The following is a 12,575-nucleotide window of genomic DNA, read 5'->3' as shown; positions in this document are numbered from 1 at the left end:
CCTGGGCGACACAGCTTCCGCGCAAGTCCCGTGCCAGCCGCCAGGGGCCGTGGAACGGGCTGCGCACGGACGCCGGGCACCATCGCGGGGCCCGGGGGTGCATGCCGGGCATGGGGGTGCACGGAAATGGGGCGCCGGCTGGGGATAGCCTAGACGGTGGGGTGGTCTTTCGTAGGAGCGAGCTTGCTCGCGAAGGGGGAATTGCCTGGGGGTTTGGTGTTGGGCTGTAGAGCGCCCTCTCCCCAGCCCTCGGCTGCGCGCCCCGCCCTGAAGGGAGAGGGGGCTTGTCCGTGCCGAGAGAAGGAATGGTTTCAGCCGGAAACCGACGGGGCTGCCGGCTAACTCCAGAACACCCAGCCCTGCCCAACGGTCCCCTCTCCCTTCAGGGAGAGGGTTAGGGAGAGGGAACGGAGCCCCCTCACGCACCGAAGTCGAAGGAAAACTCCAGCCTCAACTACACCCCCCCGCCAACCCCGCAATCCACCGCTCCAGCACCTCCAACCCCTCCTTGTGCACCAACGCCCGCCCCAGCTCCGGCATCATCTCCCCAGGCTTGTCACTGCCGACGCGGTAGGTCAGCACCGACAGCTCCGGATGCCCCGGATGGATATCCTCGCGACGCCCGCCGGTACCATTGCCCGCCGCCACCGGCTGCTTGCAGAACCCGTAGTTCACCCCCAACTCGGCATTGGCATCGATATACAGCCCCGACGTACGCGCCGCGCCCTTCGGGTTGTGGCAATGACCACAGTTGGCGTCGAGATAGCTGCGCGCCTGCTTCTCCAGGCTCTCGCCTTCGCGCGGGTGGCCCCAGAGGGCGTTCTGCGGCACATGAGCTAGTTCCGGCAACCCCTGCAGGAAACCATGCGCCTGCCAGTGGCGCAGCTGGTTGTCGCTGCCCTCGGCGTAGGCGAAGTCCTTGTTCAGGTGCCGGGCCTTGGGCCCCAGCGGGGCGATGCCGGCGCCCTTGGTCTCGGCGTGGCATTCGGAGCACTGATTGGCGTCCGGCACCATGTAGGTGAAGGCCACCTTCTGCCCGGCCGCATCCTGCAACTCCAGGGCCTGGCTGTCGCCGGCCAGTTCCAGGTGCGCTTCCTTCTGCTCGGCGTCCCACACGTAGGGCAGCGCCGTCCAGCCGTCCTTCTGCTTCACCAGCACGCGGGTCTCGACCAGGCGCACCCTGGCCAGGTCCAGGCCCTGCTGCGGGTCGCGGTCGTCCTGCGAGTTCTCCAGCAGTTGGCCCTTGCCGTCGGTGGGGTAGTAGAAGGTCTTGGTCAGCACCGTGCCCAGCGGGTAGTCGAAGTGGTCCTCGGCGTATTCCGCCGCCTGCCCTTCAGGCATCCATACCGTGCGCAGCTTGTGCGCGTAGTCAGTGAACAGCGGGGTGTTGAGGTCGTAGGGCAGCACCTCGGGCGCGGGCTTCAGGTGGCCGTCGCCCACATGCAGCATGCCCCAGCCGCTGAGGCTCTGCGGGTAGTCGTCGCCCTCGGGCTGGTAGCGCGGCGTCGCCTGCTGCCCGCACCCGGCCAGCGCCACGGCCAGGGCGAGCGACAACCAGGCGCAGGCGGCTCGCGTCATGCCTTGCCTCCCTTCTCGCCCAGGCCGGCCTGTTCGATCTTCGGCAGCGGCTTGAGCTTGCAGCGATGGCCGCTCATGTCGGTGCTGATGTTCTTGTAGCCGTTGGGCCCATCGACGTTGACGATGCCGGCCTCGCCGTTGTCGATGCAGATGGCCAGCTCCTCCGGCAGTTTGCCGTCGACCAGTTTCTTCTGGTTCACGTAGCCGTCCCAGAGGATGTCCGGCAGGCGCCCGTTGAGGCCGAACTTGGCGATCTTCAGCGCCTTCAACTCCAGGTGGTCGGGGCTGTCGCCGCCGGGGCCGAAGGTGTTGCCGTGGATGTAGATGCCCTCGGGGTAGGGGTCGAAGTTCGGCTGCGTCGCCTTGTCCGAGTAGTTGGTGCTGTAGTAGCTGCTGATGATGACGTTGGCAGTCTTGTGGTCGCCGATCCTGTTGTCGAAGATTTCCACGTCGTCGTTGGAGTTGACCACCACCCCGGAACCGGCCGGGACGCTGGCCACCGGCGTGCCCTTGTGGCCGAAGTTGTCGTGGTTGTTGCCCTGCACCTCGTTGTTGTAGACGCGGGTGCCGCGCCCCGGCTGCTGCAGGTTGGGCATGTTGAAGACGAGGATGCCGCCGGTGTTGCCGGTGGCCACGTTGTTGTAGACGTCGGCGCCGATGGTGTTCTCGATCTCGATGCCGGCGACGTTGCGCTCGGCGCGGTTGTTGCGCACCACCACGTTGCGCGACTGGCCTACGTAGATGCCCGCGTCCGAAGCGCCGATGGCCACGTTGCCCTCCAGCAGCACGTTCTCGGTCTGCACCGGGTACAGGCCATAGGCGCCGTTCTCGGTGGCCGGGCCGTTGGTCCATTCGGTGCGCACGTTGCGGATCACGATGTTCTTGCCGCCCAGCACCTTGAGCGCGTCGCCCTTGCTGTCCTCGATGGCCAGGTTCTCGATGGTGAAGTCCGAGGCGTCCACCAGCAGCCCTTCGGCGCCGGCCTTCTGGTTGCGGAAGCTGAGGATGGTCTTGTCCATGCCGTCGCCGCGGATGGTCACGCCATCGACCTTGAGGCTGAGGCCGCGGTCGAGGTGGTAGGTGCCGGCGGGGATCGCGATGACGTCACCTGGCTTGGCCTTGATCAGCCGTGCCTGCAGGTCTTTCTGGAAATCCGCGCTGACCGCGGCGGTGGGTTTGTCCTGCTCGCCGCAGGCGGCCAGGAGCACGGCGAGGCTGAGAAGGGACAGGGCGGCGCGACGCATGGCGGGGTCTCCGGTCTTGTTTTTATGATTTTGGAACTATAGTACCAAAATGTTTCGATGAATAGCCCGAGGGCAGTTCCTCCCTGTAGGAGCGAGCTTGCTCGCGAACAGAGTTTCCCGGATACGCCGGCATCAGACCGACCTCCGCACCCTCTCCCCAGCCCTCGGCTGCGCGCCCCGCCCTGAAGGGAGAGGGGGCTTGTCCGTGCCGAGAAATGGCCTGGTTTCAGCCGGCAATCTCTGCGCTAGCCGGCTGACTCAGGAATACCAACGCGCACCGAACGGTCCCCTCTCCCTTCAGGGAGAGGGTTAGGGAGAGGGCGCTCTACAGCCCAATCCCCAAAGCCCCCGGGAGGCACGGTTCGCGAGCAAGCTCGCTCCTACGAAAGCAGCCCCGGAAACGAAAACGGGGCCTCACGGCCCCGTCATCGGTCATACAGCTCAGCGCGGTATGTTCGGCTGGCGCTTGGTGGTGCGCTTCTTGCCCTTGGCGTAGGCCGCGGCCTTGCCCTCCTCGCCCTTGTTCCACGGGCGCGAGCCGTCGCTGGCGCGCGGCGGCAGGCCGGTGTGCTGGGTCAGCAGCGGCTTGCCGGCCTTCTTGCTGCCCACCGGGGTGGAGTTCTTGCGCCGGGCGCTCTGGTAGCTGCCGTCGGCGTCGGGCTGGTGGGTGGGGATCAGTTGGTGCTTGCCGTTGCCGATCAGGTCGGCGCGGCCCATGTCCTTGAGCGCCTCGCGCAGCATCGGCCAGTTGTTCGGGTCGTGCCAGCGCAGGAAGGCCTTGTGCAGGCGGCGATGGCGCTCGCCCTTGACGATGGTCACCGCGTCGCTCTTGTAGGTGACCTTGCGCAGCGGGTTCTTGCCCGAGTGGTACATGGCCGTGGCGGTGGCCATCGGCGAGGGGTAGAAAGCCTGCACCTGGTCGGCGCGGAAGCCGTTGCGCTTGAGCCACAGGGCGAGGTTCATCATGTCCTCGTCGGTGGTGCCCGGGTGCGCGGCGATGAAGTACGGGATCAGGTACTGTTCCTTGCCCGCCTCCTTGGTGAACTTCTCGAACATCTGCTTGAAGCGGTCGTAGCTGCCGATGCCCGGCTTCATCATCTTCGACAGCGGGCCCTGCTCGGTGTGCTCCGGGGCGATCTTCAGGTAGCCGCCGACGTGGTGCGTCACCAGCTCGCGGACGTACTCCGGCGACTCCACCGCCAGGTCGTAGCGCAGGCCCGAGGCGATGAGGATCTTCTTCACCCCCGGCAGGTCGCGGGCGCGGCGGTACAGCTGGATCAGCGAGGAGTGGTCGGTGTTGAGGTTCTCGCAGATGCCCGGGAACACGCACGACGGCTTGCGGCAGTGCTTCTCGATCTCCGGGTCCTTGCAGGCGATGCGGTACATGTTGGCGGTCGGCCCGCCGAGGTCGGAGATCACCCCGGTGAAGCCCGGCACCTTGTCGCGGATTTCCTCGATCTCGCGGATGATCGAGTCTTCCGAACGGTTCTGGATGATCCGCCCTTCGTGCTCGGTGATCGAGCAGAAGGTACAGCCGCCGAAGCAGCCACGCATGATGTTCACCGAGAAACGGATCATCTCGTAGGCCGGGATCTTCTCGCCGCCGTAGACCGGGTGCGGCACGCGGGCGTACTGCAGGCCGAAGACGTAGTCCATCTCCTCGGTGCTCAGCGGGATGGGCGGCGGGTTGAACCACACGTCGGTCTCGCCGTGGCGCTGGACCATGGCCCGGGCGTTGCCGGGGTTGGTCTCCAGGTGCAGCACGCGGTTGGCGTGGGCGTAGAGCACCGGGTCGTTCTTCACCTTCTCGAAGGACGGCAGGCGGATGACGGTGCGCTCGCGGGTCAGCTTCGGGTTGGGCAGCAGCTGCACCACCTTGGCTTCGTTGGGGTCTTCCTGCGGGCCCTTGTCCTGCTCGATGGCGCAGGCGGCGGTGTCCTGGGTGTTGACGTAGGGGTTGATGATCTTGTCGATCTTGCCCGGGCGGTCGATGCGCGTGGAGTCCAGCTCGAACCAGCCCTCGGGGGTGTCGCGACGGACGAAGGCTGTGCCGCGCACGTCGGTGATCGACTCGATCGGCTCGCCGGCGGACAGGCGCTGGGCCACCTCGACCACGGCGCGCTCGGCGTTGCCGAACAGCAGGATGTCGGCCTTGGCGTCCATCAGGATCGAGTGGCGGACCTTGTCCTGCCAGTAGTCGTAGTGGGCGATGCGGCGCAGCGAAGCCTCGATGCCGCCGAGCACGATCGGCACGCCCTTGTACGCCTCGCGGCAGCGCTGGCTGTAGACCATGCTGGCGCGGTCCGGGCGCTTGCCGGCGTTGCCGCCGGGGGTGTAGGCGTCGTCGGAGCGGATCTTCCGGTCGGCGGTGTAGCGGTTGATCATCGAGTCCATGTTGCCGGCGGCCACGCCGAAGAACAGGTTCGGCTTGCCCAGCTTCATGAAGTCGTCCTTCGACTGCCAGTCCGGCTGGGCGATGATGCCCACGCGGAAGCCCTGGGCTTCCAGCAGGCGGCCGATGATGGCCATGCCGAAGGACGGATGGTCGACGTAGGCATCGCCGGTGACGATGATGATGTCGCAGGAATCCCAGCCCAGTTGATCCATCTCTTCCCGGCTCATCGGCAGGAACGGCGCCGGGCCGAAACACTCGGCCCAGAACTTGGGATAGTCGAACAGCGGCTTGGCGGCTTGCATCACGGGCACCGGGGGCATCTCTAGGAATAGGGTCGCGAAATCGCGGGCGCGGAATATAGCACAAAAAGTGAACAATTCCGACCGGGACGCTGGGGTTTTTCCCGGCGCGGGGCGACCGCCGGACGGGGACGATTGGCGGCGCCGCCGCAGTGGCAACTGGCTATACTCGCTCCACCGTCTCAACAGGCTTGGCCACAGCGGCCGGGAACAGGGAGTGTCAACCGTGCGTCATCTGTGGTGTCTGTTGTTCCTCCTGCTCGGTTGCGCCAGCGCCGTGGCCCAGCCCCTGGTGCTCGACGAACGGGCCAGCGGGCGCTGGCTGAACGACGGCCTGATGCTGCTGGAAGACCCGGGCGCACGCCTGGACCTGCAACAGGCACGCGAGCAGGACGCCGCCTTCGTGCCCGCCAAGGGCCGCACCAGCGTCGGCCAGAGCCCCAACCCCTGGTGGCTGCGCCTGGACCTGGAACGCCAGGCCACCCCGCCCGGCGGCTGGTGGCTGGAAGTGGACGCGGTCAACCTGCTCGACCTGCGCCTGTACCTGCCCGACGGCCAGGGCGGCTACCGCGAGTTGCGTTCGGGCGAAGCGGTGCCCTTTGCCGAAGGCCGCGACCGCAGCTACCGCCGCCCGGTGTTCCACCTGCCCGCCGGCGAAGGTCCGCTGCGCCTGTACCTGCGCAGCCTGGACCCGGCCGGCAACTCCTTCCCGCTGCGCATCTGGTCGCAGGACGACCTGCAGGACCACCGCGCCGAGACCAACCTGTTCCTCGGCGGCGTCTACGGGCTGATCGCCGCGCTGCTGCTGTACAACCTGTTCATCCTGGTCAGCCTGCGCGACCGCGCCTACTTCTGGTACGTGCTCACCACCGGCTTCGCCCTGCTGTTCAGCATGGGCATGACCGGCCATGCCTTCGAACTGCTCTGGCCCGGCGACGCGGTGCCCTGGTGGCTGAACCGCATCACCCTGCCCTCGCTGTGGGGCCTGTGCGTCACCCGCTTCACCCAGACGCTGCTGCAGACCCGCCGCAACGTGCCCTGGGCGCACCACATGCTGACGCTGAACTGCCTGCTGTACGTCGCCTCGGTGCTGCTCAACGTCTTCGTCGGCCGCTCCGAGGCCGGCTGGGTGCTGGCCACCACCACCTTCGTCGGCATCCCGGCGGCACTCGGCGCGGCCATCACCCGCTCGCTGCAGGGCTCGCTGCCGGCGCGCCTGTACCTGGTGGGCTTCGGCCTGGTGCTGTCCAGCGTGAGCATTTCGGTGATGCGCGCCCTGGGCGTGGTGCAGCCGTCGCCGACCACCGCCTACCTGTTCCCGGTGTCGGTGGCCATGGAGTCCATCCTGTTCTCCTTCGCCCTGACCTCGCGCATCCAGGAACTCAAGCGCGAGAAGGCCCAGGCCCTGGAGCAGGCCAACCGCGAGAAGAGCGCGCGCATGACCCTGCTGCAGAGCGCGCAGAACGACCTGGCGCAGGCCGTGGCGGCGCGCACCGCCGAGCTGACGCAGAGCAACCGCCTGCTGCTCGAACGCGAGGCCCAGCTGCGCCATGCCGCGCACAACGACCCGCTCACCGGGCTGCCCAACCGCCGCTACCTGGTAGAGCACGCCGAGCAGGCGCTGCAGCAGGCCCAGCAGAACGGCGAGAGCCTGGCGCTGATGCTGATCGACCTCGACCACTTCAAGCCGATCAACGACACCCACGGCCACGACGCCGGCGACTTCATGCTCCAGCACGTCGGCCACCGCCTGCGCCAGTGCGTGCGTTCCAGCGACTGCGTGGCGCGCCTGGGCGGCGACGAGTTCGCCGCGCTGGTGTCCGGCCCCGACGCCGAAAGCCACGCCCGGGAAATCGCCGTGCGCCTGCTCAGCGAGCTGTCGCGGCCGGTGCAGTTCGACCGCCTGGAGCTGAGCATCACCCCGAGCATCGGCGTGGCCATCTACCCACGCCACGCGCTGCAGTTCGCCAAGCTGTACAAGGCCGCCGACCAGGCGCTGTACCAGGTCAAGGGCAGCGGCCGGGCCAGCTACGCGCTGGCCGGGGACGACGGCAACGGTGACTTCTGGCTGGAGACGCTGAAGACTTCGGACCGGTTGATCTAGGCGCTGTACTTGCGCGGCACCCGGGCGGTGACCTTGGTCAGCAGTTCATAGCCGATGGTGCCGGCATGGGCGGCCACCTCGTCCACCGGCAGTTGCGCGCCCCAGAGTTCCACAGGGGCACCGACGGTGACTTCGGGCAGGTCGGTGAGGTCCACCGCCAGCATGTCCATGGATACCCGGCCCGCCAGCGGCGCCCGTTGACCGGCGACCAGCAGCGGCGTGCCGCCGGGCGCGTGGCGTGGGTAGCCGTCGGCGTAACCGCAGCTGACGGTGCCGATGCGCGACGGCCGTTCGGCCACCCAGGTGGCGCCGTAGCCGACGCTCTCGCCCACCGCCACCTCGCGGACGGACATCACCTGCGCATGCAGGCTCATGGCCGGGCGCAGGCCCATCTCGGCCGCGCCCAGGTCGGCGAAGGGCGAAGCGCCGTAGAGCATGATGCCGGGACGGATCCAGTCCATGTGCGCCGCCGGGATGCTCAGCACGGCGGCGGAATTGGCCAGCGAGCGCTGGTCGAAGTCCAGGTCGAGCAGGCCGAGGAAGCATTCCAGCTGGTCCTCGGTGAGCGTGTGGCCGCGCTCGTCGGCGCAGGCGAAGTGGCTCATCAGGTTCAGCTCGGCGACCTGCGGGGCGCCGCGCAGGCTCGGGAAGACCGCGCGCAAGGCCTCGGCGGAGAAGCCCAGGCGGTGCATGCCCGAGTCCAGCTTGAGCCAGACGTTGAGCGGGTGCGGCAGGTTGCTGGCCAGCAGCGTCGCCAATTGCTCCGGCCCCTGTATGGCGATGTCCAGGCGCAGTTGCGAGGCCACCAGGAACTCGCTCGGCTCGAAGCAGCCCTCCAGCAGCAGGATGCGCGTGGTGCCATGCAGCGCGCGGACCTCGGCGGCCTCTTCCAGGCAGGCTACGGCGAAGCCATCGGCCTCGTCACGCAGCGCGGTCACCACCTCGCGCACGCCATGCCCGTAGGCGTTGGCCTTGACCACGGCGAACGCCTCGCGGCCCGGCGCGCAGCGCTTGGCCAGGGCGTAGTTGTGCTGGATGGCGGAGAGGTCGATATGGGCGATAAGGGGGCGCATGGGGGTCCAGGCTGAAGGCTGAAGGCTGAAGGCTGAAGGCTGAAGGCTGAAGGCTGAAGGCTGAAGGCAAACAGCATAACCCCCGGCCACTCTGCATCAAGCTCTTACGTACAGCCTCCAGCCTTGCTCGTCTTTATTCGTCTTCGAAGTTGTACATGCCCGGGGCGAGGTTCTCGAAGCGCGTGAAGCGGCCGAGGAAGGCCAGGCGCACGGTGCCGATGGGGCCGTTACGCTGTTTGCCGATGATGATTTCGGCCACGCCCTTGAACTCGGTTTCCGGGTGGTACACCTCGTCGCGGTAGACGAACATGATCACGTCGGCGTCCTGCTCGATCGCCCCGGATTCGCGAAGGTCGGAGTTCACCGGGCGCTTGTTCGGGCGCTGTTCCAGGGAACGGTTGAGCTGCGACAGCGCTACCACCGGGCAGTTGAATTCCTTGGCCAGGGCCTTGAGCGAGCGGGAGATCTCGGAGATCTCGTTGGTGCGGTTGTCGCCGGAGGAACCGGGAATCTGCATCAGCTGCAGGTAGTCCACCATGATCAGGGCGATCTCGCCGTGCTCGCGGGCCAGGCGCCGGGTGCGCGCGCGCATTTCCGAGGGCGAGATGCCGGCGGTGTCGTCGATGAACAGCTTGCGCTCGTTGAGCAGGTTGACCGCCGAGGTCAGGCGCGGCCAGTCGTCGTCCTCCAGCTTCCCCGAACGCACCTTGGTCTGGTCGATGCGGCCCAGGGACGAAAGCATACGCATCACGATCGAGTCCGAAGGCATCTCCAGGGAGTACACCAGCACCACCTTGTCGGTGCGCAGCACGGCGTTCTCCACCAGGTTCATGGCGAAGGTGGTCTTGCCCATGGACGGACGGCCGGCGACGATGACCAGGTCAGCCGGCTGCAGGCCGCTGGTCTTCTCGTCGAGATCGGTGAAGCCGGTGGAGATGCCGGTGAAGGCGTCGTTGGTGTTGAACAGGTGGTCGATCCGGTCGATCGTCTTCACCAGGATGTCGCCGATGCCCACCGGGCCGCCGGTCTTCGGCCGCGCCTCGGCGATCTCGAAGATGCGCCGCTCGGCCTCGTCGAGCACCTCGTTGGCGCTGCGGCCCTCGGGGTTGAAGGCGCTGTCGGCGATGTCGCTGCTGATGCCGATCAGCTGGCGCAGGGTGGCGCGCTCGCGGATGATCTGCGCGTAGGCCTTGATGTTCGCCACCGAGGGGGTGTTCTTCGCCAGCTCCGCCAGGTAGGCCAGGCCGCCGACCTGCGACAGCTGGCCTTCGCGCTCCAGCAGCTCGGAGAGGGTCACCACGTCGATCGGCTGGTTGCCTTCGGCGAGCTTGTACACCGCGCGGAAGATCAGGCGGTGGTCATGGCGGTAGAAGTCGCCGTCGGACACCGCGTCCGACACCCGCTCCCAGGCGTTGTTGTCGAGCATCAGGCCACCCAGCACCGCCTGTTCGGCTTCGATCGAATGCGGCGGCACCTTGAGGGTGGCCGTTTGCAGGTCGTATTGCTCGGGGACGGTGATGTCGTTCATGGGCTCGGCGCAGGAAACTCGGATGGGTGCAGAAAAACAAAGGGCACGGACCGCTAGGCGGTACCGTGCCCGATGTTAGCGAACTGCCGCGTCCACGCAAGGTGTCCACGGCGTCGCAGCGACGGATCGCTTACTCGGCGACGACGACCACGTGCAGGGTCGCTTCGACGTCGGTGTGCAGCTGCACTTCGATGTCGTATTCGCCGACGGTGCGCAGGGCACCGTTGGGCAGGCGCACTTCGGCCTTTTCCAGCGGGTAGCCGGCAGCGGAGACCGCTTCGGCTATGTCGCGGGTGCCGATCGAACCGAACAGCTTGCCTTCGTCGCCAGCGTGGGCGCCGATGGTGACGATCAGTTCGGCCAGCTGAGCGGCGCGAGCTTCGGCGTCAGCCTTCTTCGCGGCGGCAGCCTTTTCCAGCTCGGCGCGGCGCTCTTCGAAAGCAGCGACGTTGGCCGGGGTGGCGGCGGTGGCCTTGCCCTGCGGCAGCAGGTAGTTACGGGCGTAGCCGCCCTTGACGTTCAGTTTGTCGCCCAGGTTGCCCAGTTTGGCGATCTTTTCCAGCAGGATGACTTCCATTTGAGTCTTACCTCTTAACTTTTAACCTTCACCGTTCGTGGAGCCCTGGCGACGTACCAGGCGACCACGAAAATCAAACAGACTATCGACGACAGCAACCAGACAGATCACATTCCCCAGCATCAGCGCCAGGCCGTACAACAGCACCAGCCAGAACCCCGGCAGGCGTTTCAGCGCGACCAGCCCGTGACCGAGCGCGAGCCCGGCCAACAGCAGCGGCACGGCGCACAGCGGCGCCACCACGGCGAACTGCGGGCCCAGCAGCGGCACCACCAGCACGCCCAGCAGCAGCGCGATGGCCACCGGCGGCGCCAGGCGCAGCGCGCGGAACTCGCGGCCAAACCCTTGCGGGTTGTACAACGCCGCTTGCCAGTAGCGCGCCAGCATCAGGCACAACAGGCTGATCAGCTGCAGCGAGGCGGCCAGCAGGCCGGTAATGGCCGGGACCAACCCCGCTTGCAGCTCGGCCTGCTGGTCCGCCGAAAGCTTCGCTTCCGACAGCACCTGTGGCAGCACCTTGCCAAACGCCTCCGCCAGGCCCGTAACCAGGCCGGCGGATACCGTGCTCAACAGCAGCACGAAGAACACGCCCAACACCACGCTGGCCAGCATGACCCGATTCCAGGACATGCTGGTGCGCAACACCTGCGCCAGGACCGCCGAACCCAGCATCACCAGGGTGACCGTGGGGTCGCCCAGGTACCACCAGGCCAGGGCCGGGAGCAGCGCCCAGGCCAGGATGCCAATGGCATCGCCGGCTCCGCGGCGCAGCAGCACCAGGCTGCCGGCGGCGGCACCGAGCCAGAAGAACGGCTGCAGTACCGCGGCTGCGACGACCACCAGGGTCGCCTGCATGCGGCCTCGCATGACGAATTCAGCCAATGCGCGCATGCGATCTATCCATCAAAGCTACGTCGACTGCCCGATCAACGGCCGTGGCTGTCGGTGTAGGGAAGCAGGGCCAGGTAGCGAGCGCGCTTGATGGCGGTCGACAGCTGACGCTGGTACTTGGCCTTGGTGCCGGTGATGCGGCTCGGAACGATCTTGCCGGTTTCGGAAACGTAGGCCTTCAGGGTGTTGAGATCTTTGTAATCGATCTCCTTGACGCCTTCAGCGGTGAAACGGCAGAACTTACGACGACGGAAGAAACGTGCCATGTTATCGGCTCCTCAATACTGGTCCGGGATTACTCGTCGGCGCTGTCGCGGCTGTCTTCGCCGTCAGCGGACTCGTTTTCGTTGGCGTCGGGACGCTCACGGCGCTCGCGGCGCTCGTTGCGGCTCTCTTCGGCCTTCAGCATTTCGGACTGGCCGGTAACGGCTTCGTCGCGACGGATCACCAGGTTACGGATGACTGCGTCGTTGTAGCGGAAGTTGTCTTCCAGCTCGGCCAGGGCCTTGGCGCTGCACTCGACGTTCAGCAGAACGTAGTGAGCCTTGTGCACGTTGTTGATGGCGTAAGCCAGCTGACGACGGCCCCAGTCTTCCAGGCGGTGAACCTTGCCACCGTCTTCTTCGATGACCTTGGTGTAACGCTCGACCATGCCACCGACTTGCTCGCTCTGGTCCGGGTGAACCAGGAACACGATTTCGTAATGACGCATAAATGCTCCTTACGGGTTGCAGCCTGCCGACGATGCGGTCAGGCAAGGAGTGAATGTCTTTTTGACTTGCCGACAGGTGGACGCGTAAGCGCCTGCCCGGACGGCAAGGGGCGACATTCTAGAGAAGGGGGGAAGGCGGCGCAAGGCAATTGATGAATATTTGAGCAGCTACAG

General features: G+C 66.6%; 10 protein-coding genes. 1 reads left to right on the top strand and 9 read right to left on the bottom strand.

Annotated elements, in window-relative coordinates; all coding sequences use genetic code 11:
* Positions 1-450: 450 nt before the first annotated feature.
* The 3 genes from M8R19_RS19080 to M8R19_RS19070 form a co-directional block, all read right to left on the bottom strand.
* Entirely contained in the window at positions 451-1,578 is a 1,128-nt protein-coding gene (locus M8R19_RS19080; RefSeq protein WP_249918604.1) for an SO2930 family diheme c-type cytochrome, read from the bottom strand.
* Complete coding sequence (locus tag M8R19_RS19075) at positions 1,575-2,822, bottom strand: parallel beta-helix domain-containing protein (RefSeq protein ID WP_249918603.1); 1,248 nt, start codon at positions 2,820-2,822, stop codon at positions 1,575-1,577. The genes M8R19_RS19080 and M8R19_RS19075 overlap by 4 nt, the downstream gene beginning before the upstream one ends.
* Positions 2,823-3,263: 441 nt before the next feature.
* A complete protein-coding gene (locus tag M8R19_RS19070; protein WP_249918602.1) occupies positions 3,264-5,519 on the bottom strand; it encodes a YgiQ family radical SAM protein in 2,256 nt (751 codons plus the stop codon).
* Between the two features lie 223 nt (positions 5,520-5,742).
* On the opposite strand from M8R19_RS19070, the gene M8R19_RS19065 reads away from it, so the two are divergent.
* The gene (locus M8R19_RS19065; protein ID WP_249918601.1) at positions 5,743-7,620 is read left to right on the top strand and encodes a diguanylate cyclase domain-containing protein; all 1,878 of its coding nucleotides are present in this window, start codon (positions 5,743-5,745) and stop codon (positions 7,618-7,620) included.
* Here M8R19_RS19065 and alr read toward each other — a convergent pair.
* From alr to rpsF, 6 genes are all read right to left on the bottom strand, one after another.
* Positions 7,617-8,693 (bottom strand): alanine racemase, encoded by a 1,077-nt coding sequence (alr, locus tag M8R19_RS19060; RefSeq protein ID WP_249918600.1) that lies wholly within the window; start codon positions 8,691-8,693, stop codon positions 7,617-7,619. The genes M8R19_RS19065 and alr overlap by 4 nt on opposite strands.
* A 133-nt stretch (positions 8,694-8,826) precedes the next feature.
* Positions 8,827-10,221: a replicative DNA helicase gene (gene dnaB, locus M8R19_RS19055; protein ID WP_074983332.1), complete on the bottom strand. Its 1,395-nt coding sequence runs from the start codon at positions 10,219-10,221 to the stop codon at positions 8,827-8,829.
* A gap of 130 nt (positions 10,222-10,351) precedes the next feature.
* Positions 10,352-10,798 carry a 50S ribosomal protein L9 gene (gene rplI / locus M8R19_RS19050; protein WP_009613455.1) on the bottom strand — a complete coding sequence of 149 codons (447 nt, stop codon included), beginning with the start codon at positions 10,796-10,798 and terminating at the stop codon, positions 10,352-10,354.
* A gap of 21 nt (positions 10,799-10,819) precedes the next feature.
* Complete coding sequence (locus M8R19_RS19045; RefSeq protein ID WP_249918599.1) at positions 10,820-11,689, bottom strand: hypothetical protein; 870 nt, start codon at positions 11,687-11,689, stop codon at positions 10,820-10,822.
* Between the two features lie 35 nt (positions 11,690-11,724).
* A complete protein-coding gene (gene rpsR, locus M8R19_RS19040; protein ID WP_009613459.1) occupies positions 11,725-11,955 on the bottom strand; it encodes a 30S ribosomal protein S18 in 231 nt (76 codons plus the stop codon).
* A 29-nt stretch (positions 11,956-11,984) separates the two neighbouring features.
* A complete protein-coding gene (rpsF, locus tag M8R19_RS19035; RefSeq protein WP_074983333.1) occupies positions 11,985-12,401 on the bottom strand; it encodes a 30S ribosomal protein S6 in 417 nt (138 codons plus the stop codon).
* Positions 12,402-12,575 lie beyond the last annotated feature (174 nt).

Origin of the sequence: Pseudomonas sp. R3.Fl (assembly GCF_023516765.1) — a bacterium.
Classification (GTDB): Bacteria; Pseudomonadota; Gammaproteobacteria; order Pseudomonadales; family Pseudomonadaceae; genus Pseudomonas; species Pseudomonas citronellolis.
The sequence above is the reverse complement of the archived record's forward strand: the minus strand, read 5'-3'. Positions and strand labels throughout refer to the sequence as shown.